Source organism: Cryobacterium ruanii, assembly GCF_004404055.1.
GTDB lineage: Bacteria > Actinomycetota > Actinomycetes > Actinomycetales > Microbacteriaceae > Cryobacterium > Cryobacterium ruanii.
Map to the genome: position 1 here is coordinate 216,726 of NZ_SOHK01000012.1, position 24,657 is coordinate 241,382.

A 24,657-nucleotide genomic window follows, 5' to 3' on the forward strand; every position below is an offset into this window, starting at 1 on the left:
CCGGTCTCGGGAGGTCAATTTGCGCCCCCTCAATCGTTAGCCCCGCCGGCTCAGCTCGGAGAGACCACGGTGCCGCAGCGCCAGCAGGTGGCCGGCAATCCGCCGGAGACGTAGGCGCCGCACTCCGGGCAGACCTGTTCGAGCCAGCAGACCGGGTCGCCGCCGATGGGTTCCTGTGTGGTCACTGTTCCAGTATGACCCCCGGGCAGAGAAAGACCCGGGGCACCCCGCTGGAGGAGAGGGGGTCCCGGGTGGCCGGAGGGAGCGTCAGCTCGGGTTGGGGGCGCCGGGGCGGGCGTAGTAGAACCAGGCCAGGCCGGTGCAGAGCACGCAGAACGCCGAGCAGCCGATGAAGAAGGCGGTAGGGCTCATGGCCGTGAGGGCCATGCCCACGATGAACGGGCCGAAGGCGGCGATCGCGGCGGTCCAGCCGATCGCACCGCCGGCCTGGCGCTTGGGGAAGATCATCGGCATCTGCTTGAACGTTCCGGCGTTGGCCAGTCCGGAGAAGAAGAAAATGATGATCATGCCGGTGAGAAACCCGGAGAACTCGTCGACGCTCGTCGGCGTAAGGAATAACACCGTGACCAGGGTGCCCACGGCCATGCCGGCGCCGCCGATGAACGTGAAGATGGCGCCGCCGAAACGGTCGCAGAGCGGGCCGGAGGCCGCGCGCACCAGGGCGCCGACGACGGGGCCGATGAAGGCGAAGGCGAGCGGGTTGGGCGCGTCGGGAAAGTCGCCGTAGACGTTGAGGATGATCAGGCCCATCTGTGCGGCCAGGCCGCTGAACGCGCCGAAGCTCATCAGGTAGATGGCGGTCATGATCCAGGTGTGCTTAACCGTGAAGATGTCGAGCTGCTGCCGGAAGTTGGCCTTGATCGGCACGCGCTTCAGAAAGAGGAGCGCGAGGACGACAGCGAGGATCACCCAGGGAATGAGCACGAGCCCGCCGTTGTGCAGCCAGACCAGCTCGCCGTTCGAGTCGCTCTCCGGGGTGAGCGCGATGGTGCCGAGCAGACCGAAACCGACGACCCACGGGGTGAGCAGCTGGATGAGTCCGATGCCGAAGTTGCCAAGCCCAGCCTGCAAGCCGAGCGCTGTTCCGGCGAGGCGCTTCGGAAAGAAATAAGTGGTCGAGGCCATGAAACCCGAAAAGCTGCCACCGCCGATCCCCGCCGCAAACGAGAGGGCGAGCAGCACCCAGTAGGGGGTGGACACGTCGCGGGCAACGAGGGTCCAGCCGATCATCGGCAGCAGGAGCAGCGCGCTCGAGAGGGCGACGAGCACCCGGGTGCCGAGGATGGGCGGTAAGAACATGAACACGAGCCGCAGCAGGCCGGCCGCAAGGCCGGGCAGCGCGACGAGCCAGTACAACTGGCTGGTACTCAGGTCGAAGCCTATGTCGTTGAGCCGCGGCGCGATCGCGCTGACCAGGTACCAGGCGGCGAAACCGAGGGTCATGCTGAAGGTGGTGATCCACAGGGTGCGCCAGGCGAGGTGCGAATCCCACGTTTCGTCGTGTTCCGGATCCCAGTTGGAGAGGTCCGGCTTGAGCGTGGACGTGACGCGTGGGGGTAAGACGGTTGACATGGGCTTCCTCGGTTGTTCTGTCGGGCAGGCGGCCCGTTGCATGACCCAGCTTGTTCGTTTGCCGTTCGGGGTGCATCGCGCAAACACCGTGACAAATGATTCCAGCGACAAGCGGATGCCGGCGGCATCCGCTTGTCGCTGGCACTTGGCCCGTTTGCTCGCGATGGGTCGCGGTACTGTGGAACGGTGAAAACTCAGCTCAAACTTGGGGCCGAACTCGGGGCCGTCGTGATAACCGTGTCTGATCGCTGTTCGCGCGGCGAACGCGAAGATCGGTCGGGTCCGGCCGCCGTCGATGCGCTCGGGGACGTCGGCATTCCGAGCGGGCCGCCCCGAGTGGTGCCCGACGGCATCGAGAGCGTGGCCGGGGCTATCTCGGCCGCGCTCGGCGACGGCGCCCGCCTCGTCGTGACCACCGGCGGTACCGGGGTCTCGGCCCGGGACCTCACGCCCGAAGGCACGGCGACCCTGCTGCACACGATCCTGCCGGGTATTTCCGAGCGGATGCGCGCGGTCAGCGTCGCGACGATTCCCACCGCGATGCTGTCCCGCGGCATCGCCGGCATCGCCGATTCGGTCGGCAACAACGGTGCCCTCGTCGTGAACCTGCCCGGCTCGGCCGGTGGGGTGCGTGACGGTGTAGCCATCCTCGCGCCGCTCGTGCGCCATATCATCGACCAGCTCGACGGCGGCGACCACTGATGGGGGCGCCTGCGTTTGGGTCGGATTCAGGGCACGATTCGCTCGGCTTTGCCGTCGTCACCGAGTCGCTGCTCGATGTCGACGCGCACGTGACGGCCGTTTCGAAAGTCACCCACGGCGCCGTGGTGACGTTCATCGGGCAGGTGCGCGACCACGATCCGGATGCTTCCGGTCGCGTCACGGGCCTCGATTACAGTGCGCATCCCGACGCGGGGCGCATTATCGGTGAGATCGCGCACCGGGTGCGGGGGCAGCATCCGCTGGTCGTGTTGGCGGTCAGTCACCGCATCGGACACCTCGACGTGGGCGACCTCGCTCTCGTCGCTGCGGTCGCGAGCGCGCATCGCGGCGACGCCTTCGCGGCCTGCGAGAGCCTGGTCGAGGCAGTCAAGGCCGAGGTCCCGATCTGGAAGAAGCAGTACGAGGTCGACGGAACGCATTCCTGGGTCGGTCTGTAACTTTCTACCGGGGTGAACGGGACTAACCGCCGGCGAATGGGGGGAGTACGTCGACGGTGTCGGTGGGCGCGAGCGTGACCGCGTCGTCGCTCGCGCGGGCACCGTTCACGAGCAGGGAACACAGCCCGAGCACGCGCATGAACTCGCTTCCGTAGCGCACGCCGAGCTCGGTGCGCAGTTCGCCGATCGTGCTGGCATCGACCGTGGCCGTCTCGGCCCGGGCCGCTTCGGCCGCGCCGGCAAAGAATCGCAGGGTCGCCATCAGAGCTTTCCGGGCGCCCAGTCGCGAGCGAGTTCGCTCGCGGCGGCGCAGGCAGCTTCGATATCGGCGCCGGTTCCGCCGTTTTTTGCGGCGGCGAGGCCGATCAGAAAGGTGCTGAGCGGCGCGGCCGGCCGGGCCACACTATGGGCAACATCGCGGGCCACGTCGAGCAGGTCGCCCACGGGTACGTCGGCCGGGTCGAGTTGCAGGCGATCGGCGAGGGCCGTGAGCCACTCGTCGAGCGCTTCGGGAGGCAGCGGTACAGAGCTCATTCGGGGTCACTCCTCGGGTCGGGCTGAATAGCACCGTTCAAGCGGGCGGTGCTGCTCTTAACATCCTGCCACGTGTCCACGTCGGTTCCGGCTTCGGCTTCGTCGCGCAGCCCGTCGAGGTGCAGGCCGGCGAGCAGCTGACGCATGCTGGCACCGTCCACACGATCGCCGAGGCGGGCCACGGCCGCGCGCAGGGCGGGTGCGCGGTACATTGCGGCGAGCCACTGCGCGCGGCCGGTGCTGTCGACGAGGTGCACGCCGTCGACGGTCGGTGCGTTTGCCGTTTCGTTCGCCGCCTCGAGGGCGGATGCTGCCACGGCCAGCAGGCGTGCGGCATCCGCTCCCCAGGGCAGATCGCAGGCGAGCACGAGCAACCAGCCGGCGGGTTCATCAACATTCGACGCGAGCGCGGTGAGGCCGGCCGCGATGCCGGCCACGGGGCCGCCGAACGGTGGGTCTTCCAGGGCCCAGGTGAGCGCGTCACTCGGTTGGTCGGCGGCGGCGGACCGGGCGGCGGGCGGGCCGACGATTACGGCGTGCCGGGCGACCGGGCGGGCGTCGAGTACCCGGGAGAGCAGGGTGCGTCCGGCCACCTCGACCGCGGGTTTGAGTGCGCCGCCTAGCCGGCTGCCGCGGCCGCCGGCGAGCACGATCAGGTCGATTGTGAGGCCGCTGGGATGGGCGCTCATGTGGCGAGCTCAGCGCATGCGCGCGCCCCATTTGGGTAGCTGCTACGGTAACCGGCGTAGCGGCTGCCCAAATCGAGCGCGGCAATGACCGTACGAGGCCAGGCGGGTGCCGGGCCTCCGTTTTGAGGGAAGAATGTGCGGGAAACGAGCAGGGTCACGCGCGCAGCCAGTCGCCGCTCTTGCCGCCGCTCTTGGCGAGCAGGCGCACGTTCTCGATCGTGACGGATTTGTCGAGGCCCTTGACCATGTCCACGACGGCGAGCGCGGCGACCGAGACGGCGGTGAACGCCTCCATTTCGACGCCGGTGCGGTCGGCGGTGCGCACGGTGGCGGTGATGCTGACGCCGTCGTCCTCGACGATCAGGTCGACGACGGCACCGTGCACGCCGATCACGTGCGCGAGGGGGAGCAGGTCGGCGGTCTTCTTGGCGCCCTGGATTCCGGCGATGCGGGCCACGGCGAGCACGTCACCCTTGGGCGCGGTGCCGTCGCGGAGAGCGGCGATCACTCTCGCGCCGCAGCGCACGAAGCCGGCGGCAGTGGCGCTGCGAACGGTCGGCACCTTATTGGTCACGTCGACCATGCGGGCCTGTCCGGCCGAGTCGAGATGGGTGAACAGCTGGGCGGGCACGGCCGCGCCGGTCGTGTCGGTGGTGTGCGTCATGATGTCAGCATGACAGTGATGAGGTCGCCGCCGCGAATGTGAGTCGTGTCTTCGGGCACATGGGCGAGGCCGTTGGCCTGGGCGAGGCCGGCGACGAGGTGTGAACCCGACCCCCCGCGGGAGGCCGGCCGCACCTCGGCGTGGGTGCTGCCGGCGCTGGCGTCCGTGCCGGCCGCCCGGGTGTTGTCGGCGGGTGCGCGCTGGATATCGGTGCGGTACGTCACGATGACGGGCATGTACTGGGCACGTCCGGGCGGGGAGTTCCAGCCGTCGGCGACGGTTGCCGTGACGGTGCGCCGGTGCAGCGTCGTGTGGCCGAGCAGGCGGCGCAGCGCGGGTCGCACGAACACTTCGAAGGACACGTGGGCGCTGACCGGGTTGCCGGGCAGGGCGAAGATGAGCGGTCCGGGCACGGTGTCGGTGGCGGGCCAGTGCCCGAAACCCTGCGGCTTGCCGGGTTGCATCTTGACCGGTCCGAAGTGCACGGTGCCGAGCGGTTTCAGCACGGCTTTGACCACGTCGTACGCTCCAACGCTCACGCCGCCGGAGAGCACGATCACGTCGACCGTGCCGGCCAGTTCGGCCAACACGGCACGCAAAACGTTCTCGTCGTCGGGAACGGCGCCGATCCGCACGGGAATGCCACCGGCGTCGGCGACGGCGGCCGAGAGCAGAAAGGAGTTCGAGTCGGGAATCTGGCCGCGTCGGGTCGGGCTGCCCGGTGTGACGAGTTCGCTTCCGGTCGAGATGACGGCCACGCGCGGGGCGGGGTGTACGAGCACGGTGCTGGTGCCGGCGCTGGCTGCGGCGGCGACCCGGGCGGGCCACAGCACGCTGCCTGCGGCGAGCACCCGGTCGCCGGCGTGGGCGTCTTCGCCGGCCCGGCGTACGTGCGCCGCGACCGCGGGTGCTGCCACGATCGTGACCAGGTCGGTGCCCTGGTCGGTGTCTTCGATCGGAACGATCGCATCCGCTCCATCGGGGATCGGAGCACCCGTCATGATGCGCGCCACTTGACCCGGCACCAGGCGCGGGTTATCGGCGGTGCCGGCGGCGAGGTCGGCGACGACCGGCAGGGTGATCGGGTTCAGAACGGATGCGCCGAGCAGATCCGAGCGGATGACGGCGTAGCCGTCCATCGCGGAATTGTCGAAGGGAGGCGTGTCCGTCACGGTGAGCACGTCTTCGGCCAGCACGAGTCCGCGGGCCGCATCGAGCTCCACGCGCACGGGCGGCAGCGGCGCGACGCTGCCGAGCACGACCGCGAGTTGCTCGGAAACGGTGCGAGCGGATGCGGCGGGGGTGCAGGCATCCGCTCGGTCGGCTTGCGAGTGAGGGTGGTCGTGGTCGTTCGCCACGGCGTTGCGGTCAGAGCCATCGGAGCGCGTGGGTGGCTCGGTGGAAGCCACGGCGGCCGTGTTCGCGGGGGCGCGGTCGTCGGGCCGTTCGGTGTCGGTCACCGGTCCAGGCTCTCGGACTGGCTGGCGCTGTCGGCGTCGTCGCGCGCCAACCCGTGCCGCCCGGTCGCGGCGGGCTCGAGCGCGGCCCAGCGGCTGCCGAAACCGGGCGCCCGCCCGGCGGTGACAAGGTCATCCCAGGCCAGGATTCCGCCGGTGAGCACCGAGACATCGGTAAATCCGGCCTCGCGCAGCGCGTTCGCGGCCCGGGCGGCACGGCCGCCGGCGTGACAGTGCACGATCAGCGGGGTGTCCGTGGGGAGCGCAGCGCGGCCGCTGTCCGTGAGAATGCCACCGTCCAACAGCTCACCGATGGGCAGCAATCGGGCCATCGGAATCGAGCTTTCGGCGAACTCACTCGGCTCCCGCACGTCCACCACGAGAAAACTGTCGGTGCCCGCGCTCTGGGCAGCGAGGCGGTCGACGAGTTCGGCGCTGGAAACCTCCGGCGTGCTCGCCATGGAAGCCTGCGCAATCTCGGCGGCAATCTCGGCGGCGGTCGGCTCGGCGGCACGGCCGGTTCCGAGCAGAGGAATCTCGCTGAACCGGCCCGACAGCGCGTCGATCACGAGCACGCGACCGATCAGCGGCGAGCCGATACCGGTGATGAGCTTGATGGTTTCGGTCGCCATGAGCGATCCGACCTGGCCGCACAGCGCGCCCAGCACACCGGCGTCGGCGCAATTGGGCACCTCTCCCTCGGCCGGCGGCGTCGGAAACAGGTCGCGCAGGTGCACGCCGGTCACGCCAGAGCCCTCGGGCGGTGTGGCCCAGAACACCGAAAGCTGGGCGTCGAAACGCAAAACGGATGCCCACACCAACGGCAGCCCCAGCCGGGCGCAGGTGTCGTTGACGAGGAATCGGGTTGGAAAATTGTCGGTGCCGTCGATGACCACGTCGTAGCCGTCGATGATCTCGGCCGCGTTTGCCGCGACGAGGCGTTCGGTGTGCCGGACGACCGTGGTTTCCGGGGCGATCTCGGCGATACGCTCGGCGGCGCTGTCTACTTTCGGGCGGCCGACATCCGCTTGGCCGTGAATGATCTGGCGCTGCAGGTTGCTGGGTTCCACGTCGTCACCGTCAACGATGCCGATTGTGCCGACGCCGGCCGCCGCGAGGTAGAGCAGGGCGGGAGAGCCGAGTCCGCCGGCGCCGAGCACGAGCACCCGGGCGTTGGCGAGGCGGCGCTGGCCGAGTTCATTGAGCTGGGGGAGGCGACGCTGGCGGGCGGTGCGCACGGATTCGGATGCGCTGAGCTGGTCGACGGGCTCGACAAGGGGAGGAATAGCCATGCCTCAACGCTAGGCGCTGCGCGGCCCCCCGGCCACCCGTTCGGCGCGGGCTGACCGCCGAAACCCTCGGGCAGGCCAGTCCCGGCGGCATAACTCCTGCAAATTGTCGCCGCTATGGCCGCATTTGCAGGGAACCCGTTGGCCCGACCGAGCAATTTGCAGGAGTAAGGCCGGATGGCTCACGGCAACTTGGTGGCTACTGCAGCAATTCTTCGGCCAGCCGGTGCACAACAGCCCATTTTGACCTCTTGACTCTGATTTCCTGAAATCGTCGCGGGCGACCGCGCAGACCGCAGCACGCTCAAAAGCTGCGATCCGCAAATGCGGTGCTATTCTGCCCCTTATGACGCAATATCGGATTAGCGAGGCCGCCGAGCTGCTCGGCGTTAGCGACGACACCGTGCGACGCTGGGTCGACGGTGGCCGTCTCGTGGCCGACGCCGACGCATCCGGTCGGCTCGTGGTCAATGGAGCGGCGCTCGCCGCCTTCGCCGTCGACCAGGCGAGCACCCCGACCGACCCGTCGAGTGTGGGCCGCAGTGCCCGCAACCGCTTCGTCGGAATCGTCACCGCCATCACCATGGATACGGTCATGGCCCAGGTCGAACTGCAGTGCGGCCCGCACCGCGTCGTCTCGCTCATGTCGAGCGAGGCCGTGCGCGAACTCGGCCTCGAGGTCGGCTCGCTCAGCGTCGCCGTGATCAAGGCCACCAACGTGATCGTCGAAACTCCGGGACGGATGCCATGACCCGCCTCCCGCAGGCCTTGGCCGTATTGGCCGTGCTCGCCCTGGCCATCACGGGCTGCGCACCGTCGAATGCGTCAGACAACGGTGAACCGAACGTGGGGCTCGAGCCCCAGACCCTGAGCGTCTATGCCGCCGCGTCCCTCAACCCGGCCTTCGATGAGCTCGCTACTCTGCTCGAAGAGGAGCATCCGGCCGTCGACGTGCAGATCACCTACGACGGATCCTCCACCCTCGCCACCCAGATCGCCGCAGGCGCCCCGGCCGACGTGTTCGCGAGCGCCGACCAGAAGAATATGCAGCCGCTCAGTGACGACGGGCTCACCGGCCCGGCCACCCTGTTCGCCGGGAACACCCTGCGCATCGCGGTCGCCCCCGGCAACCCGCTGAAGATCTCGAACCTCGAAGATCTCGCCCGCCCCGGCGTGATCACCGTGCTGTGCGCGGCGCAGGTGCCGTGCGGGGCGGCATCCGCTACCCTGCTCGCCAACGCGGGCGTCACCCTCGTTCCCGCGAGCGAGGAACAGAATGTGACGGCCGTCGTCACCAAGGTTGCGGGCGGCGAAGCGGATGCCGGTCTCGTCTACGCGACGGACGTCGCCGCCAACCCCGACCGCGTTCAGGGCGTGACCCCGGCCGGAGCTGGCGCGGTCGTCGGGCACTATCCGATCGCTGTCGTGGGCAGCGCGCACGCCGCGGCCGCCCAGGCCTTCGTCGACCTCGTGCTGTCGCCTGCGGGTCAGGCTGTGCTCGCAGCCCACGGTTTTCTCGCACCTTGAGGGTTGTCGGCCGACCGGGTCCGGGCCTTCGGGCGACTCCGGACCCACCTGGTGGACTTGGGATCAGGTCAGAACCTGGGCCCGCGTTCCGGGTCCGGGCCGAAACGACCTGGACCCGGGGCGCGCTCGCGTGCACAGCGGTCAGGAGCGACCGCGCATGATTCCGCGCCTGCTCTACCTGCCCGCGAGCATCGGCCTCGCTTTGCTCGTGCTGCCGCTCGCCGGACTCCTGCTCAGGGTCGACTGGCTCGCCCTGCCCGCCCTGCTTCTTTCGCCCGAGGCGCTGCAGCCGCTAGGGCTGTCGCTCGCGACGGCATCCGTCTCGACCGTGTTCTGCCTGCTGCTCGGAGTGCCGCTTGCCGTCGTCATCGCCCGGTCACGGCCGCGCGGGGCCGGCCTGCTGCGCGCGCTCGTGACCGTGCCGCTCGTGCTGCCGCCACTCGTCGGCGGCATCGCGCTGCTCTCCCTGCTCGGACGCGGCGGCGTACTCGGCGACACCCTCGAACTTGCCGGGCTGCGCATCCCCTTCACGACGGCCGCGGTCGTCATCGCGCAAACTTTTGTGGCCCTGCCGTTCCTCGTGATCGCCGTCGAGGGTGCGCTGCGCACCGCGGGCATCCGCTACGAACGGGTCGCCGCAACCCTCGGCGCCGGTCGCGGCACCGTCTTTTTGCGCATCACGCTGCCGCTGGTCGGTCCCGGCCTGCTCGCCGGCACCGTGCTGAGCTTCGCCCGCGCCCTCGGTGAATTCGGCGCGACGGCTCTCTTCGCCGGCAACCAGGCCGGAGTCACCCGCACCATGCCCCTTGCCATCTACACCGCCTTCAACGGGTCGGGCGTGACGACCGACCAGGCCGTCGCCCTGTCTCTGCTGCTCATCGCGGTCGCCGTGATCATCCTCGTGCTGGTCGGAACCCGCCGGGCGAGCGTACTCTCGTGACGGCGCCACGAGCGGATGCCCACTGCCTGCGCTGGGTAAAATTTTCATGACCCTCGCCCCCTGGAAATCCGCCGCCAACGCCCTCCTCGAGGCGAACCTGCAGCTGACCCGCGGCTCGTTCTCCCTCGACGTGCGGTTCGTGCTCGCGCCCGGTGAGGTGCTCGCCCTCCTGGGTCCGAACGGCTCGGGCAAGTCAACAGTGCTCGACCTGCTCGCCGGGCTCACCGTGCCCGATACGGGCACCGTCACCATCGACGGTGCCGTGCTCACCGCGCCAGGCCGATTCGTGCCACCCGAAAAACGCGCGATCGGTCTGCTCGGGCAGGAACCCCTGCTCTTTCCACACTTGAGCGCCCGCGCCAACGTGGCTTTCGCTTTGCGTGTCGGCGCACCGAGGCTGAACGCCGCCGAGGCCCGCGCCGAGGCCGACCGCTGGCTCGACCGCGTTGGCCTGAGCGGTTTCGGCGGCAGCTTGCCCGGCGCCCTCTCCGGCGGACAACAGCAGCGCGTCGCCCTCGCCCGAGCCCTCGCGGCCGGCCCTCGCGTGCTGCTGCTCGACGAACCGATGGCCGCCCTCGACGCCGAAACGGCGCCGTTCATGCGCCAGCTCATCCGCGAACAGCTTGCCGAAACCGGCACGAGCGCGATCATCGTCACGCACGACATCGTCGATGCGGTCGTGCTCGCGCATCGCGTCGCCGTGCTGCACGACGGCTCGCTCATCGACGAGGGCACGACCGCGGCGGTGCTCGCGGCCCCCCGCAACCCGTTCGTCGCGGCACTCGCCGGCGTCAATCTCGTGGTTGGAACCGTGCAGAACGGTGCGATCGTCGCCCCCGACGGTCGCACTTTTTGGGTGCGCCCAGCGGATGCCCGTGACCTCACTCCCGTGCCCCCGGCCCCCGCGCACCTCGCGAATATGACCGGGCTCTCCGCAACCCAGGCCGTGGGCTCCGCGAACAGTCCCGCGCCCGCCGCGGCCGTCTTTCGCCCGGCATCCGTTGTCGTGCAAACGGAACAACCCCGCCATGCGAGCCCGCGAAACGTCTGGTCGGCCCGGGTGACCGGCATCGAGCCGGGCAGCGGCGGAGTGCGCCTGCGCACGAGCGGCGAGCCCGAGATCATCGCTGAGCTCACCCCCGCGGCGGTCGCCGACCTCGGCCTGCAGCTGGGCTCGACCGTCTGGCTGTCGGTCAAAGCCACCGAGGTGAGCGCGTACCGCCGCTGACGCCGCCCCACTGGCGGGCCCGACCACAACCGTGGAGAGTTGCGGAATTTCGAGCGCCGCGGGCTGAAACGGGCTCCCAAGTCGCAGATGTCGGCAGTTTGGTATGCCCACTCGCCCGGCGACCAGGTTCCCACGGGCAGGGCTTTCCCGGGCGGGGTACGGTGAAAGATCAACGAAGGAGACCCATGACCCCGTCCGAACTGCTCATCGAAGAGTTCTCCCGCATTCAGGGCACCGTGCACCGGGCCTTGAAAGACGCCAGCGTCGCTACCCTCACTTTTCGAGCGGATGCCGACGCCAACACGATCGCCTGGCTCACCTGGCATCTGTCCCGCGTGCAGGACGACCACCTCGCCGATCTCGCCAGCGCCGAACAGGTGTACGCGAACCAGGGTTGGGCCGACCGTTTCGACTTGCCGTTCGGGCCGACGGCCACCGGCTACGGGCACAGTTCCGCCGATGTGGCGGCCGTGCAAGCCGACGCGGAGCTGCTCGGCGGCTACTACGATGCCGTGCACGCCGCGACCGCCGCCTACCTGGCCACCCTGACCGACGCAGATCTCGACCGGGTCATCGACGAGTCCTGGACGCCCGCGGTCACCGTCGGCGCGCGACTGGCGAGTATGCTCTCCGACGACCTGCAGCACGCCGGCCAGGCCGCTTTCGTGCGCGGTCTTGCCGATCGCGCCGGCGCCTGACCGCAGCAGGGAACACGCTGGTCTGAATCGTGTTGGCGGGGGGTGGGGGATTTGAGTTCCGCGAGTTGGCGTTGTGCTTTCACCCGGCGTGCTGGTGTGGATCGTGTTGGCGGGGGGTGGGGGATTTGAGTTCCGCGAGTTGGCGTTGTGCTTTCACCCGGCGTGCTGGTGTGGATCGTGTTGGCGGAGAATGGGGGATTCGAACCCCCGAGGGCTTTCACCCAACACGCTTTCCAAGCGTGCGCCATAGGCCACTAGGCGAATTCTCCTGGCCGCCGTCACGGTGAAGCAACGGCACCCGAGAATCTTACCTGTTTCCAGCGGATGCTGCGGCCACCTCCCCGGCCCGCCCCGGTTGGTGCCGCCCCGCGCCGTACCCTAAACTGAGGGTCGGCTCCTCGTGTGGCGCCACCTTGGCCAATTCCCCCAGGACGGAAACGTAGCAAGGGTAACCGAGCTCTGGCGGGTGCGCGAGGAGTCTTTTGCATACCCACGCCGCGCAAGGGTAACCGCGGCTGCGCTCGTCTGCCGAGGTGCGCGAGGAGTCTTTTGCATACCCACGCCGCGCAGGGGTAACCGCGGCTGCGCTCGTCTGCCGAGGTGCGTGAGGAGTCTTTTGCATCCCCGCTCTCGCGGGAAAGGTCCTGAATTCGTTGGCCGCCCTTTAGCCGAACACGCGGGAGTCGGGACCTTTGGCACTGGGATGGACGCCGAGGCTCAATAGGATGGATGCAGCTCGGCTGTGTCGCCGAGCGACGACGCGGAGGACCGATGATCGACGATTCCGGCACCATAACCTGGCCTTTGCGTGCGCCTGAACCTCTCAGTGCAGCGGCCCTGAACAGCATCGATGCTTGGTGGCGGGCCGCGAACTACCTCGCCGTCGGCCAGATCTACCTGCTGGACAACGTTCTGTTGAAAAAACCCCTCACCCGCGACCACGTCAAGCCGCGCCTGCTCGGCCACTGGGGCACCACGCCCGGCCTCAACTTTCTCTACGCGCACCTCAACCGAGCCATTCAGGAACGCAGCCAGAACACCATCTACATCACCGGCCCCGGCCATGGCGGTCCGGGCATGGTCGCCAACGCCTACCTCGACGGCACCTACACCGAGGTCTACGCCGATATCGAGCAGAACGCCGACGGCGTGCAGAAACTGTTCCGCCAGTTCTCCTTTCCCGGCGGCATCCCCAGCCATGCCTCGCCCGAGCTGCCCGGATCCATCCACGAGGGCGGCGAGCTCGGTTATGCCCTCAGTCACGCCTACGGGGCCGCGTTCGACAACCCGAACCTGCTCGTGGCCGCGGTGGTCGGCGACGGCGAGGCCGAAACCGGCCCGCTCGCCACCAGCTGGCACTCGAATAAGTTCATCGACCCCCTGCAGGACGGCGTCGTGCTGCCCATTCTGCACCTCAACGGGTACAAGATCGCCAACCCCACCGTGCTCGCGCGCATCCCAGAAGACGAGCTGCTCGATCTCATGCGCGGCTACGGTCACACTCCCTATATCGTCTCCGGCGGGTTCGACGGCGAAGACCCCCTGCTCGTGCACGCGCGCATGGCCGAGACCCTCGACGCGGTGCTCAACCAGATCGCCGACATCAAACTCAAGGCCGCCCAAGCCGACAAAAACAACGAAGACTTCGCCCGCCCGCGCTGGCCGATGATCATCCTCCGTACCCCTAAGGGCTGGACCTGCCCCGCCCGTATCGACGGCGTGCAGGTCGAGAACACCTGGCGCGCCCATCAGGTTCCGCTCGCGAACGCCCGCGACACCCCGGCGCACACGGCCCTGCTCGAAGAGTGGATGCTGTCCTACCGCCCCGCAGACCTGTTCGACGCGGCGGGTGCTCCCGTGCAACAGATCACGAACCTCGCCCCGCGGGGAAACCTGCGCATGAGTGCCAACCCCATCGCCAACGGCGGACTCCTGCGCCGCGACCTGCACCTGCCTGATTTTCGCGATTTCGCCGTAGACGTACCCGAACCGGGCGCAACCGTCAACGAGGCCACGCGAGTGCTGGGCGGCTACCTGGCCGAAGTTATCCGCTTGAACCCGGATAATTTTCGCATCTTCGGACCGGATGAAACCGCCTCCAACCGGCTGGCCCCGCCGGTCTACGAGGTGACCGACAAGCAGTGGAACGCCGAGATCAGGCCCGGCGACACCAACCTCGCCCGGGCCGGCAGGGTCATGGAGATGCTGAGCGAGCACCAGTGCCAGGGCTGGCTCGAGGGCTACCTGCTCACCGGGCGGCACGGGCTGTTCAACTGCTACGAAGCGTTCATCCACATCGTCGACTCGATGTTCAACCAGCACGCCAAGTGGCTCAAGGTGACCGCCGAGATCCCGTGGCGGGCGCCGATCGCGAGCCTGAACTACCTGCTGAGCTCGCACGTCTGGCGGCAGGACCACAACGGGTTCAGCCACCAGGACCCCGGTTTCATCGACCACGTCGTCAACAAGAGCGCCGATGTCGTGCGGGTCTACCTGCCGTTCGACGCCAACACCCTGCTGAGCACCTACGACCACTGCCTGCGCAGCGTCAACTATGTCAACGTCGTCGTGGCCGGCAAGCAGTCGGCGCCGAACCTGCTCACCATGGAACAGGCCGTCGCGCACTGCACCCGGGGCCTGGGCATCTTCGACTGGGCCGGCACCGAGGTGCCTGGCCTCGCGCCCGATGTCGTGCTCGCTGCTGCGGGTGACGTGCCGACCCTCGAGGTGCTCGCTGCCGCCGAGATTCTGCGCGAAAGCCTGCCGGATCTCAAGGTGCGCGTCGTGAACGTTGTCGACCTGATGCGCCTGCAGTCCGCGGACGACCACCCGCACGGCCTGAGCGACAGCGCCTTCGACGCCGTCTTCACGCCCGACAAGCCCATCATTTTCGCGTATCACGGCTATCCGTGGCTGATCCATCGGCTCACCTACAAGCGCCACGGCCACGAGAACCTGCACGCCCGCGGCTACAAAGAGATCGGCACCACGACGACGCCGTTCGACATGGTCATGCTCAACGACCTCGACCGGTATCACCTCGTCATGGACGTCATCGACCGCACTCCCGGCCTCGCCGCCCGTGCCGGCCTGCTCCGGCAGCGGATGCAGGACGCCCGACTCACCGCACGCCAGTACACCCGCGACCACGGGGAAGACCTGCCCGAAGTGACCGACTGGTCCTGGTCGTCTCAAACGGATGCCGCCCCCGCCGAGACCGGCAGCGACAATGTCTAGCGCCTGAGGCCCGCCCGACACTCTCCCAACCCGAATGCGTTTGAATGGACATCGTGGCTCGAAGCATCTATATCACCAGCGCCGAAGGTAACACCGGCAAATCCTCGATCGCGCTCGGCGTGCTCGACACGCTCACCCACCTGGTGGAGCGGGTGGGCGTGTTCCGCCCGGTCGCCCGCACCGCGACGGAACCCGACTATGTCGTCGATCTCCTGCTGCGCCACCTGCAGGCCAATGCCGGCCCCGGGGCCACGGACGGGCAGACCTACGAGCAGAGCATCGGTGTCAGCTACGACGACGTCAACACCGACCCGGACGCCGCCCTGGCCCGCATCGTTGCGCGTTACAAGGCGATCGAGGCCATGTGCGACACGGTCGTCGTCATCGGCAGCGACTACACCGACGTCGGCAGCCCCACCGAGCTCGCCTTCAACGCCCGCATCGCTGCGAACCTCGGTGCCCCGGTGCTGCTTGTGCTCGGCGGACGGGTCGGCCCGGGCGAGGGGGAGCGCCTCGGCCAGAGCGACGCCCGTTCGGCTGCGGACATCGGCCAGCAGACCGACGTCGCGCTGGCGGAACTGCGCGACGAACACGCATCCATCTTGGCGATCATCGTCAACCGCGCCGACGAGAACGTGCTGCCGGAGATCATCGCTTCGGTGCGGGCCACGACCAACGCGCAGCCGGCGCGCTCGGGCGGGGCGTTCGGCGTGCCGATCTGGGCCATTCCCGAAGACCCTTACCTCGTCGCTCCGAGCATGCAGAGCATCATGGAGGCGACCGAGGGCACCCTGATCAAGGGCGACCCTGCACTGCTGGCACGCGAGGCCCTCGGCGTCGTCGTGGCCGCCATGTCGATGGTCAACGTGCTACCGCGCCTCATCGAGGGCGCCGTCGTCGTCGTGCCCGGCGACCGCGAAGACGTGCTGCTGGCCGTGCTGCTCGCCAACGCCTCAGCGACGTTCCCGTCGATCGCCGGCATCGTGCTCAACGGTGGTTTCGAGTTGCCCGACGCGATCCAGCGGCTGATGGAGGGTCTCGCGCCGTCGCTGCCGATCATCAGGACGTCGCTTGGCTCGTACGACACGACCATGCGCATCACCCGCACCCGGGGGCGACTCGCCGCCGACTCGCAGCGCAAGCATGACACCGCGCTGGCTCTGTTCGAAACGCACGTGGATGCATCCGCTTTGCTCGACCGGCTCGATGTGAGTCGGGCCACGGTCGTCACGCCGCTCATGTTCGAGTACGCGCTGCTCGAACGGGCCAGGCAGAACCGCAAGCACATCGTGCTGCCCGAGGGTGAGGACGACCGCGTTCTGCGTGCCGCCGCCACCCTGCTGGCCCGCGATGTGGTCGAGCTGACCATTCTCGGTGAGGAGTTCGAGGTGCGTTCGCGCGCCATCGGCCTCGGCCTCGACATCTCCAAAGCCCACGTTGTGAGCCCCTACGACGACCTGCTGCGCCTCAAATTCGCCCAGGAGTACATGCAGCTGCGCTCGCACAAGGGCATCACGCTCGAGCAGGCCAACGAGACCGTCACCGACGTGAGCTACTTCGGCACCATGATGGTGCAGCTCGGGCTCGCCGACGGCATGGTCTCCGGCGCCACCCACACCACAGCGCACACCATCCGACCGAGCTTCGAGATCATCAAGACGCAGGTCGGCGTCGGCGTGGTGTCGAGCGTGTTCCTCATGGCCCTCGCCGATCGCGTGCTCGTCTACGGCGACTGCGCCGTCATCCCGGTGCCGACCAGCGAGCAGCTCGCCGACATCGCCATCTCGGCCGCAGCGACGGCCGTGCAGTTCGGCATCGAGCCGCGCATCGCCATGCTGTCGTACTCCACCGGGTCATCCGGCGAGGGTGCCGACGTCGAAAAGGTGCGCACTGCCACCGCCCTGGTGCGCGAACGGCGTCCCGACCTGCTGGTCGAAGGCCCCATCCAGTACGACGCAGCAGCGGATGCCGCGGTCGCCGCCACGAAGATGCCCGGTTCCAGGGTGGCTGGCCGCGCCACCGTCTTCATCTTTCCCGACCTGAACACCGGCAACAACACCTACAAGGCGGTGCAGCGCAGCGCCGGCGCCGTTGCGATCGGCCCTGTGCTGCAGGGCCTGCGCAAGGCGATCAACGACCTCTCGCGCGGCGCCCTCGTGCAGGACATCGTGAACACCGTCGCGATCACCGCTATCCAGGCCGCCGGGCTGACGGATGCCGCGGTCCCGGCTCTCGACGCGACCCCGGCCGGCGCCACCCGATGACCGCTGTTCTGGTCGTCAATTCCGGCTCGAGCTCGTTCAAATACCAGCTCATCGAGATGGACACCGAGACGACCCTGGCGAGCGGGCTGGTGGAGCGCATCGGCGAGGTCATCGGCAATTCCGTGCACTCCATCGCCGGGGTTGTGGCGACCACGTCGGCGGCGGAGGCGGTGTTTGAGACGCACGTTCCGGCATCCGCTGACCAGAAATGGAAGCGTGAGCTACCCATCGCCGACCATACGGCCGGATTCGCCGTGATGCTCGAAGCCTTCGCGACCCACGGGCCGTCGCTCGCCGTACACGAGCCCGTCGCCGTCGGGCACCGCGTCGTGCACGGCGGGGCGCGTTTTCACCAGCCGACCGTGGTCACTCCGCAGGTCGAGCGCGACATCGACGAACTGTCGGGGCTCGCGCCGCTGCACAATCCGGGCGCGCTGCAGGGCATCGTCGCGGCGGTCGAGGCCTTCGCCGACGTTCCTCACGTGGCCATTTTCGACACGGCGTTCCACCAGACGCTGCCGCCCGAGGCCTTCACCTACGCGATCAATGCCGACCTGGCCGAGCGGTTTCGCATCCGTCGCTACGGGTTTCACGGCACCAGCCACGGTTTCGTGGCCCGTGAGGCGGCCAACTTTCTCGCGCGCCCGGTGACGGAGCTCAACCAGATCGTGCTGCACCTCGGCAACGGAGGCTCGGTTTGCGCGGTCGCCGGCGGCCGTTCGGTCGAGACCAGCATGGGCATGACGCCGCTGGAGGGGCTCGTCATGGGCACCCGCTCCGGTGACATCGACCCCGGCGTGCTTTTTCACCTGCACCGCAAGGCCGGACTCGACTTCGATGACCTCGACACCCTGCTCAACCGCGGTAGCGGGCTGCTCGGCCTCACCGGACGCGGCGACTTGCGCGATGTCATGGAGGCCGCCATTGCCAGTGACGGGCCCTCACAGCTGGCCATCGACGTGTATGTGCATCGAATCAAGGGCTATATCGGGGCGTACTACGCGCAGCTCGGCCGGGTCGACGTGATTGCGTTCACGGCCGGTGTCGGCGAGAACGCGCCGCTCGTGCGCGAGCGGTCCCTCGCCGGGCTTGAGGCGCTGGGTATCCGCATCGATCCCGAGCGCAACGCTGCCGCCGAACGTGGCGCGCGCGTCATCAGCGCCGACGACTCCGCGGTCACCGTACTGGTGATTCCGACCAACGAGGAGCTGGAAATCGCCCGCCAGACCCTGGCGACCGTGCTCTAGCTCGTTCAACGGCCTGTCGTGGATCGACCGGATTTACGCGCAGGCACAGAACAGTTCAGCGGAGCGAGCGCGGGCGAGTGTCGGTGCGGGCAAGTACCATTGAGAACGTGGTTACCGCCCTGTATCGCCGCTATCGGCCAGAGACCTTTGCCGAGATGATCGGCCAGTCCCAAGTGACCGATCCGCTGATGACGGCGCTTCGCACCAACCGGGTGAATCACGCCTATCTGTTCAGCGGACCGCGCGGCTGCGGCAAGACCACTTCGGCGCGCATCCTGGCCCGCTGCCTCAACTGTGCCGAGGGGCCAACCGACACCCCGTGCGGCGTTTGCCCGAGTTGTGTCGAACTGGCCCGTGACGGCGGCGGTTCCCTCGACGTCGTCGAGATCGACGCGGCCAGCCACAACGGTGTCGACGACGCCCGTGACATTCGCGAGCGCGCCATCTTCGCCCCGGCCCGCGACCGCTACAAGATCTTCATCCTTGACGAGGCGCACATGGTCACGCCGCAGGGCTTCAACGCGCTGCTGAAGATCGTCGAAGAGCCCCCGGAACACGTGAAGTTCATCTTCGCGACCACCGAACCCGAGAAGGTGATCGGCACCATCCGCTCGCGTACCCATCACTATCCGTTCCGGCTGGTGCCGCCGGGGCCGATGCTCGAATACGTGCAGCAAATGTGCGACACCGAGAAGATGGTCGTGGCCCCCGGCGTGCTGCCGCTCGTCGTGCGTGCCGGTGGCGGCTCGCCGCGCGACACCCTGTCACTGCTCGACCAGCTCATGGCTGGGTCTGACGGCCAGTCCGTCGAGTACGAGCGCGCCGTCGCGCTGCTCGGCTACACGAGCGCGTCCCTGCTCGATGAGGCCGTCGACGCCATCGGTGCCCGCGATTCCGCCGCCGCATTCGATGCGGTAGACCGGGTCATTCAGACCGGGCAAGACCCGCGCCGCTTCGTCGAAGACCTGCTCGAGCGCCTGCGCGACCTCATCATCGTCGCGGCCACGAGCGTGGCGGGGGCCGCGGCCGTGCTCCGCGGTGTTCCGCAAGACGAACTCGAGCGCATGAACGTGCAGGCCGCCGCGTTCGGTCCGGCCGAACTCTCACGCACCGCCGACATTCTGAATGCCGCGCTCACCGAGATGAGCGGGGCCACCTCGCCGCGCCTGCACCTCGAGCTCATGATCGCACGCGCCCTGATACCCGCGACCGACGACACGACGCGCGGCGCCCTCGCCCGGGTCGAACGCCTCGAGCGCCGCATCGGGGTCGACGGCGTTTCGGCGGTGCCTGTTGCTGATGCTTCCGCGGGCTTTGCTGATTTTGCGGGTTCCACGGGCTCCGCGAGTTCTGCGGGTGCGCCCGCCGCGCGTTCTGCAGCGCCAGCGACCTCCGCGCCTTCACCCTCTTTATTGGTCGAGCCCGCCATCCCGGCAACGCAGGCTGGGTCCGCGGGCCAGCCATCGTCCGCAGGCTCCGCTACGTCCACGTCGGCCGCTCGCCCGGCCGTGGTGCCCGGAGCCCCGGTCTCCCTGCAGCAGCTGAAAGACGCCTGGCCGGAGATTCTCGAAGCCGTCAAGACCGAGAAGACAACGGCGTGGCTCGTCGTCTACACCGCGCACGTGCTCGGCCTCAACGGCGATGTGCTCGCGCTTTCGTTCCCGAGCCAGGCCGACGTCGAGAGCTTCAAGCAGCAAAAAGTGCCCGGAATGGGAACGAGCGATTTTTTGCGCACCGCGATCGTCGCCGTGCTCGGCCTCCGGGTCAAGTTCATCGCGCGGGTCGAAGCTGGCCGCGAGGTCTCCTCGGCCAGTGCATCCTCGACCGACTCGACGACCGTCGTTGCGGAGCCTGGGCCAGCGGCCCCCGCAGTAGTCTCACTTGTTCCGCCTGTTCCGCCTGTTCCGCCCGCGGCGACCGCGCCGACAGGAGCGACCGTACCGAGCGCACCCGCGCCGACGGTCGTTGCACCCACGGCGACGAATCAGGCCGCAGTCGCGCGCGAATCAGGGTCGGTTGGTGGCGCCGGCGGCGCCTCACCCGTGGCTGCGTCGACCAGCGGATGGGCCACCGTGGCCATTCCCGGCTCACCGAACGGTCCGGCCGTTCCCGTCCTAGCCGAAGACACGGCGGATTTCCCGACGCCCGCCGTTCCCGCAGCACCGCAATCGAACGCTGCCGAGGTTTCGGTTCCGTCGCCAACGGTCGAGTCGTCGTCGGTGCTGTCCCCCTCGAGGTCATTGCTTTCGACCGCCGCGCTTTCAACCGCCGCGCCTTCGACCGCCCCAGCGTCCACGCCACCCAACGCGCCAGGGAACGACGATGAGCCTCCGTTCGACGACGTACCACCGCCCTTCGACGACGACGTGCCGCCCGAGATGGACGCACCCGCCGACGAACGCGTGCCGGACTACGCTGCGCACGCAGAGGAATCCGCTGTGCCGGCGGGAACAATACCCGGCCGACAGCCACGGGGTGCGGGTCAGTCGACCGCCGCCCAGCCGAACTCAGGCCAGCCGAACTCAGCCCAACCGAACTCAGCCCAACCGAACGCGCCGACCCAGCGCCAGCATCCGAACGCGTCGACCCAGCGCCAACATCCGAACGCTTCCGGCCAGCGCGGCAGCACGAAAGGTCCGTCGCGGCCGCCATCCTTCGCCGAGAAGCAGCGCTACGGCGAGGCCGTCGTGCGTGAGATCCTCGGCGCCACCTTCATCGAAGAACAGCCGTACACCGCGGCGCCCCGAACAAGAAACGACTACTAGACCATGTATGAAGGCATCGTTCAGGAACTGATCGACGAACTCGGCCAGCTTCCCGGCATCGGCCCGAAGTCGGCGCAGCGCATCGCATTCCACATTCTGCAGACCGAAAAATTCGACGTGACCCGGCTCGCCAATGTGCTGCTCGAGGTGCGCGACAAGGTGCGGTTCTGCGACATCTGCGGCAACGTGTCTGAGCAGCCGACGTGCCTGATCTGCCGCGATCCGCGCCGAAATCCCACCTCGATCTGTGTGGTCGAAGAGGCCAAGGACGTCGTGGCGATCGAACGCACCCGCGAGTTCAAGGGCCTCTACCACGTGCTCGGCGGTGCCATCAGCCCCATCGACGGCGTCGGCCCCGACGACCTGCGCATCCGACAGCTGATGCAGCGCCTCGCCGACAACACCGTGCAGGAGGTCATCATCGCGACCGACCCGAACCTCGAGGGGGAGGCGACCGCCACCTACCTGTCCCGCCTGCTCACCACGCTTGAGATCAAGGTCACCCGCCTCGCCTCCGGGCTGCCCGTTGGCGGCGACCTCGAATATGCCGACGAGGTCACCCTCGGCCGTGCTTTCGAGGGTCGCCGCGAGGTCACCCACTAGCTCCTCCTCCACCCCCCCTCTTGCGCCCGCTCACGGGTTCGGTCAGGCGCCAGTCGGACAACGCGGCGTCACATGGCGCCCACCCCCGAGCACAGCATTTAGGATGGGAACTTGGACGCGGCGCGCACCCCAGGACCGCACACCCCCATCTCAGGAGTCACATGAGCTTGATCGTGCAGAAGTTCGGCGGGTCATCCGTCGCCGATGCCGAAAGTATCAAGCGGGTTGCCAAGCGCATCGTCGATACCCGCAAGGCCGGCAACGAGGTCGTCGTGGCCGTCTCCGCGATGGGCGACAGCACCGACGAACTGCTCGACCTCGCCCACCAGGTGACCCCGCTGCCCGCCCCCCGCGAGCTGGACATGCTGCTCACCGCCGGCGAACGCATCTCAATGGCGTTGCTTGCGATGGCCATCAAGAGCCTCGGCTACGACGCCCGATCGTTCACCGGCAGCCAGGCAGGCATGATCACGGATGCCCGCCACGGCTCCGCGCGCATCGTCGACGTCACGCCGGGGCGCATCCGCTCGGCCCTCGACGAAGGCGCCGTCGCGATCGTCGCCGGCTTCCAGGGTTTCAACCGCGACACCAAGGACATCACCACCCTCGGTCGCGGCGGCTCCGACACCACCGCCGTGGCCCTCGCCGCCGCCCTCGGCGCCGACATCTGCGAAATCTACACGGATGTCGATGGCATCTTCACCGCGGATCCGCGCGTCGTTCCCCGCGCCCGCAAACTCGAGCGTGTCACGAGCGAAGAGATGCTCGAACTCGCCGCTGCGGGGGCCAAGGTCCTATATATTCGTGCTGTGGAATATGCCCGTCGCCACGGCGTGACGCTGCATGTGCGCTCCTCGTTCAACAACAACACGGGCACCATCGTGTACAACGCCGCGACCGCGCGAGAAAATGGAGAAACTGTGGAAGAACCAATCATCGCCGGAATCGCCGCTGACCTGAGTGAGGCGAAGGTCACCGTCGTTGGCGTCCCCGACATTCCCGGCAAGGCCGCACTCATTTTCAAGATCGTCGCGAAGACGAATGCCAACGTCGACATGATCGTGCAGAACGTGTCGGCCGCCGCGACCGGCCTCACCGACATCTCCTTTACCCTGCCCAAGTCCGAGGGCCAGCAGGTGCTCACGGCCCTGACCAACGAGCGCGACCGCATCGGATTCGCCGGCCTGCAGTATGACGACCAGATCGCCAAGCTCGCCCTGGTCGGCGGCGGTATGCGCACCAACACCGGCGTCTCGGCGAAACTGTTCGAGGCGCTCTACGAGGCCGGAATCAACATCGAAATGATCTCCACGAGCGAGATCCGCATCTCGGTCGTCACCCGCGCCGACACCATTGACGAAGCCCTTCGTGTGGTGCACACGGCGTTCGGGCTCGACGGTGAGATCGAAGCCGTCGTGCACGGCGGCTCCGGCCGCTAACCCACCCCGCCTCGACTCCGGTGGTGAATTCAGAAAATCCAACGCCAGCATCCGCTCTACGGCCGAAATATCGGCAACATCGCCCGATTTCCCTGAAATAGACACCAGGGGCAGCCCCAGAAGACGTTAGGAAACACACGTGACCACCTCAGCAAGCACGGCCGGCATCAACATCGGCGTCGTCGGAGCCACCGGACAGGTCGGCGCCGTCGTGCGTCGTCTGCTCGAGGAGCGCGACTTTCCGGTCAAGAGCATTCGCTTCTTCGCCTCGGCCCGCTCAGCCGGCACCACGCTGACCTTCAAGGGCGAGCAGATCACGGTCGAAGACGCCTCGGTCGCCGACCCGACCGGGCTCGACGTGGCCATCTTCTCGGCCGGTGCCACCCTGTCCAAGGCCCAGGCCCCGCGCTTCGCTGCGGCCGGCGTACTCGTCGTCGACAACTCGAGTGGCTGGCGCATGGACCCGGACGTTCCCCTCGTCGTCAGCGAGGTCAACCCCGAAGCCATCAAGCAGGCCGTCAAGGGCATCATCGCGAACCCGAACTGCACTACCATGGCCGCGATGCCCGTGCTCAAGGTTCTGCACGACGAGGCCGGTCTCAAACGGCTCATCGTCAGCACCTACCAGGCCGTTTCCGGCAGCGGCCTAGCCGGTGCGTTCGAGCTGGCCAGCCAGGTGCGCATCGCCGCGCAAGACGCGAACCTGTTCCAGCTCGTGCACGACGGCAGCGCCGTGACGCTGCCGGAACCCACCATCTACGCCCGACCGATCGCGTTCGACGTGATTCCGCTGGCCGGTTCCATCGTCGACGACGGCCAGTTCGAAACCGACGAAGAGAAGAAGCTGCGCAACGAGAGCCGTAAGATCCTCGGTCTGCCCGAGCTGCTGGTCAGTGGAACCTGCGTGCGCGTGCCCGTGTTCACCGGCCACTCCCTCTCGATCAACGTCGAGTTCGCCCAGCCGATCAGCGTCGCCCGCGCCGAAGAATTATTGAAAACCGCGCCCGGCGTCGAGCTGACCGACATTCCGACACCGTTGCAAGCGGCCGGTCGGGATGCCAGTTTCGTCGGTCGCATCCGGCAGGACGAAGGCGTAGCGGATGGCCGCGGTCTCGCCCTCTTCATCAGTAACGACAACCTGCGCAAGGGTGCCGCACTGAACGCCGTGCAGATCGCCGAACTCGTCGCCACCGACCTGGTCGTAGCCTGAACCGAGTCCTGGGTCCTGGGCCCAGGTCACGCGCCACCCCCCAGGGCGCACGTGGCCCGGGCCCCGTCCAAATTTCAGGAGGCCCTAAACTCGGGGCCACGAGCACAAACCCC

Annotated in this window: 22 protein-coding genes, 1 tRNA gene and 1 other RNA gene; 15 read left to right on the plus strand and 9 right to left on the minus strand. The window is 68.1% G+C overall.

What is annotated here, in order from left to right:
* Positions 1 to 50 precede the first annotated feature (50 nt).
* Positions 51 to 185 (minus strand): hypothetical protein, encoded by a 135-nt coding sequence (locus tag E3T47_RS16550; RefSeq protein WP_277871814.1) that lies wholly within the window; start codon positions 183 to 185, stop codon positions 51 to 53.
* 82 nt (positions 186 to 267) lie between these two features.
* A complete protein-coding gene (locus E3T47_RS08230) occupies positions 268 to 1,593 on the minus strand; it encodes an MFS transporter (RefSeq protein WP_134555586.1) in 1,326 nt (441 codons plus the stop codon).
* Between the two features lie 186 nt (positions 1,594 to 1,779).
* Here E3T47_RS08230 and E3T47_RS08235 point away from each other — a divergent pair, with 186 nt between their 5' ends.
* Both E3T47_RS08235 and E3T47_RS08240 read left to right on the plus strand, forming a co-directional pair.
* A complete protein-coding gene (locus E3T47_RS08235; RefSeq protein WP_134555587.1) occupies positions 1,780 to 2,295 on the plus strand; it encodes a MogA/MoaB family molybdenum cofactor biosynthesis protein in 516 nt (171 codons plus the stop codon).
* Positions 2,295 to 2,753: a molybdenum cofactor biosynthesis protein MoaE gene (locus E3T47_RS08240; RefSeq protein ID WP_134555588.1), complete on the plus strand. Its 459-nt coding sequence runs from the start codon at positions 2,295 to 2,297 to the stop codon at positions 2,751 to 2,753. The genes E3T47_RS08235 and E3T47_RS08240 overlap by 1 nt, the downstream gene beginning before the upstream one ends.
* 22 nt (positions 2,754 to 2,775) lie before the next feature.
* On the opposite strand, the gene E3T47_RS08245 is transcribed toward E3T47_RS08240, so the two are convergent.
* The 6 genes from E3T47_RS08245 to E3T47_RS08270 form a co-directional block, all read right to left on the minus strand.
* Complete coding sequence (locus E3T47_RS08245; protein WP_134555589.1) at positions 2,776 to 3,015, minus strand: MoaD/ThiS family protein; 240 nt, start codon at positions 3,013 to 3,015, stop codon at positions 2,776 to 2,778.
* Positions 3,015 to 3,287 (minus strand): DUF6457 domain-containing protein, encoded by a 273-nt coding sequence (locus tag E3T47_RS08250; RefSeq protein WP_134555590.1) that lies wholly within the window; start codon positions 3,285 to 3,287, stop codon positions 3,015 to 3,017. Before E3T47_RS08250 ends, E3T47_RS08245 begins: the two co-directional genes overlap by 1 nt.
* Entirely contained in the window at positions 3,284 to 3,976 is a 693-nt protein-coding gene (gene mobA / locus E3T47_RS08255; protein ID WP_134555591.1) for a molybdenum cofactor guanylyltransferase, read from the minus strand. The genes E3T47_RS08250 and mobA overlap by 4 nt, the downstream gene beginning before the upstream one ends.
* Positions 3,977 to 4,130: 154 nt before the next feature.
* Positions 4,131 to 4,640, minus strand: a complete 510-nt coding sequence (gene moaC, locus E3T47_RS08260; protein WP_134555592.1) for a cyclic pyranopterin monophosphate synthase MoaC — start codon at positions 4,638 to 4,640, stop codon at positions 4,131 to 4,133.
* The gene (locus E3T47_RS08265; RefSeq protein ID WP_241982085.1) at positions 4,637 to 6,100 is read right to left on the minus strand and encodes a molybdopterin molybdotransferase MoeA; all 1,464 of its coding nucleotides are present in this window, start codon (positions 6,098 to 6,100) and stop codon (positions 4,637 to 4,639) included. Before E3T47_RS08265 ends, moaC begins: the two co-directional genes overlap by 4 nt.
* Positions 6,097 to 7,389, minus strand: a complete 1,293-nt coding sequence (locus tag E3T47_RS08270) for a ThiF family adenylyltransferase (protein ID WP_134555593.1) — start codon at positions 7,387 to 7,389, stop codon at positions 6,097 to 6,099. Before E3T47_RS08270 ends, E3T47_RS08265 begins: the two co-directional genes overlap by 4 nt.
* A 343-nt stretch (positions 7,390 to 7,732) precedes the next feature.
* On the opposite strand from E3T47_RS08270, the gene E3T47_RS08275 reads away from it, so the two are divergent.
* From E3T47_RS08275 to E3T47_RS08295, 5 genes are all read left to right on the plus strand, one after another.
* Entirely contained in the window at positions 7,733 to 8,137 is a 405-nt protein-coding gene (locus E3T47_RS08275) for a TOBE domain-containing protein (RefSeq protein WP_134555594.1), read from the plus strand.
* On the plus strand, positions 8,134 to 8,913 hold the full coding sequence (gene modA / locus E3T47_RS08280) for a molybdate ABC transporter substrate-binding protein (RefSeq protein WP_134555595.1): 780 nt from the start codon (positions 8,134 to 8,136) through the stop codon (positions 8,911 to 8,913). The genes E3T47_RS08275 and modA overlap by 4 nt, the downstream gene beginning before the upstream one ends.
* Before the next feature lie 157 nt (positions 8,914 to 9,070).
* A complete protein-coding gene (locus tag E3T47_RS08285; protein ID WP_134555596.1) occupies positions 9,071 to 9,853 on the plus strand; it encodes an ABC transporter permease in 783 nt (260 codons plus the stop codon).
* Between the two features lie 46 nt (positions 9,854 to 9,899).
* The gene (locus E3T47_RS08290) at positions 9,900 to 11,081 is read left to right on the plus strand and encodes a sulfate/molybdate ABC transporter ATP-binding protein (RefSeq protein WP_134555597.1); all 1,182 of its coding nucleotides are present in this window, start codon (positions 9,900 to 9,902) and stop codon (positions 11,079 to 11,081) included.
* 185 nt (positions 11,082 to 11,266) lie between these two features.
* Positions 11,267 to 11,779 carry a mycothiol transferase gene (locus E3T47_RS08295; RefSeq protein WP_134555598.1) on the plus strand — a complete coding sequence of 171 codons (513 nt, stop codon included), beginning with the start codon at positions 11,267 to 11,269 and terminating at the stop codon, positions 11,777 to 11,779.
* Between the two features lie 181 nt (positions 11,780 to 11,960).
* Here E3T47_RS08295 and E3T47_RS08300 read toward each other — a convergent pair.
* Positions 11,961 to 12,048, minus strand: a tRNA-Ser gene (locus tag E3T47_RS08300).
* A gap of 120 nt (positions 12,049 to 12,168) precedes the next feature.
* Here E3T47_RS08300 and ffs point away from each other — a divergent pair.
* The 8 genes from ffs (at position 12,169) to E3T47_RS08340 (ending at position 24,544) form a co-directional block, all read left to right on the plus strand.
* An RNA gene (ffs, locus tag E3T47_RS08305) (signal recognition particle sRNA small type) lies at positions 12,169 to 12,265 on the plus strand.
* A gap of 285 nt (positions 12,266 to 12,550) precedes the next feature.
* A complete protein-coding gene (locus E3T47_RS08310; RefSeq protein WP_134555599.1) occupies positions 12,551 to 15,016 on the plus strand; it encodes a phosphoketolase family protein in 2,466 nt (821 codons plus the stop codon).
* A 53-nt stretch (positions 15,017 to 15,069) separates the two neighbouring features.
* On the plus strand, positions 15,070 to 17,280 hold the full coding sequence (gene pta, locus E3T47_RS08315) for a phosphate acetyltransferase (protein ID WP_134555600.1): 2,211 nt from the start codon (positions 15,070 to 15,072) through the stop codon (positions 17,278 to 17,280).
* On the plus strand, positions 17,277 to 18,527 hold the full coding sequence (locus E3T47_RS08320) for an acetate/propionate family kinase (RefSeq protein WP_134555601.1): 1,251 nt from the start codon (positions 17,277 to 17,279) through the stop codon (positions 18,525 to 18,527). The genes pta and E3T47_RS08320 overlap by 4 nt, the downstream gene beginning before the upstream one ends.
* Positions 18,528 to 18,634: 107 nt before the next feature.
* Positions 18,635 to 21,292: a DNA polymerase III subunit gamma and tau gene (locus tag E3T47_RS08325; protein ID WP_134555602.1), complete on the plus strand. Its 2,658-nt coding sequence runs from the start codon at positions 18,635 to 18,637 to the stop codon at positions 21,290 to 21,292.
* A 3-nt stretch (positions 21,293 to 21,295) separates the two neighbouring features.
* On the plus strand, positions 21,296 to 21,895 hold the full coding sequence (gene recR, locus E3T47_RS08330) for a recombination mediator RecR (protein WP_092448250.1): 600 nt from the start codon (positions 21,296 to 21,298) through the stop codon (positions 21,893 to 21,895).
* Positions 21,896 to 22,056: 161 nt separating this feature from the next.
* Positions 22,057 to 23,334 (plus strand): aspartate kinase, encoded by a 1,278-nt coding sequence (locus E3T47_RS08335; RefSeq protein ID WP_134555603.1) that lies wholly within the window; start codon positions 22,057 to 22,059, stop codon positions 23,332 to 23,334.
* A 139-nt stretch (positions 23,335 to 23,473) separates the two neighbouring features.
* Positions 23,474 to 24,544 (plus strand): aspartate-semialdehyde dehydrogenase, encoded by a 1,071-nt coding sequence (locus E3T47_RS08340; protein WP_134555604.1) that lies wholly within the window; start codon positions 23,474 to 23,476, stop codon positions 24,542 to 24,544.
* Positions 24,545 to 24,657 lie beyond the last annotated feature (113 nt).

Excerpts from the sequence above, each read along its gene's own strand:
- E3T47_RS08230 (WP_134555586.1), bottom strand. The coding sequence starts at position 1,593 with ATGTCAACCGTCTTACCCCCACGCGTCACGTCCACGCTCAAGCCGGAC.
- E3T47_RS08240 (WP_134555588.1), top strand. The coding sequence starts at position 2,295 with ATGGGGGCGCCTGCGTTTGGGTCGGATTCAGGGCACGATTCGCTCGGC.
- E3T47_RS08245 (WP_134555589.1), bottom strand. The coding sequence starts at position 3,015 with ATGGCGACCCTGCGATTCTTTGCCGGCGCGGCCGAAGCGGCCCGGGCC.
- E3T47_RS08250 (WP_134555590.1), bottom strand. The coding sequence starts at position 3,287 with ATGAGCTCTGTACCGCTGCCTCCCGAAGCGCTCGACGAGTGGCTCACG.
- mobA (WP_134555591.1), bottom strand. The coding sequence starts at position 3,976 with ATGAGCGCCCATCCCAGCGGCCTCACAATCGACCTGATCGTGCTCGCC.
- moaC (WP_134555592.1), bottom strand. The coding sequence starts at position 4,640 with ATGACGCACACCACCGACACGACCGGCGCGGCCGTGCCCGCCCAGCTG.
- E3T47_RS08270 (WP_134555593.1), bottom strand. The coding sequence starts at position 7,389 with ATGGCTATTCCTCCCCTTGTCGAGCCCGTCGACCAGCTCAGCGCATCC.
- E3T47_RS08275 (WP_134555594.1), top strand. The coding sequence starts at position 7,733 with ATGACGCAATATCGGATTAGCGAGGCCGCCGAGCTGCTCGGCGTTAGC.
- modA (WP_134555595.1), top strand. The coding sequence starts at position 8,134 with ATGACCCGCCTCCCGCAGGCCTTGGCCGTATTGGCCGTGCTCGCCCTG.
- E3T47_RS08285 (WP_134555596.1), top strand. The coding sequence starts at position 9,071 with ATGATTCCGCGCCTGCTCTACCTGCCCGCGAGCATCGGCCTCGCTTTG.
- E3T47_RS08290 (WP_134555597.1), top strand. The coding sequence starts at position 9,900 with ATGACCCTCGCCCCCTGGAAATCCGCCGCCAACGCCCTCCTCGAGGCG.
- E3T47_RS08295 (WP_134555598.1), top strand. The coding sequence starts at position 11,267 with ATGACCCCGTCCGAACTGCTCATCGAAGAGTTCTCCCGCATTCAGGGC.
- E3T47_RS08310 (WP_134555599.1), top strand. The coding sequence starts at position 12,551 with ATGATCGACGATTCCGGCACCATAACCTGGCCTTTGCGTGCGCCTGAA.
- E3T47_RS08320 (WP_134555601.1), top strand. The coding sequence starts at position 17,277 with ATGACCGCTGTTCTGGTCGTCAATTCCGGCTCGAGCTCGTTCAAATAC.
- recR (WP_092448250.1), top strand. The coding sequence starts at position 21,296 with ATGTATGAAGGCATCGTTCAGGAACTGATCGACGAACTCGGCCAGCTT.
- E3T47_RS08335 (WP_134555603.1), top strand. The coding sequence starts at position 22,057 with ATGAGCTTGATCGTGCAGAAGTTCGGCGGGTCATCCGTCGCCGATGCC.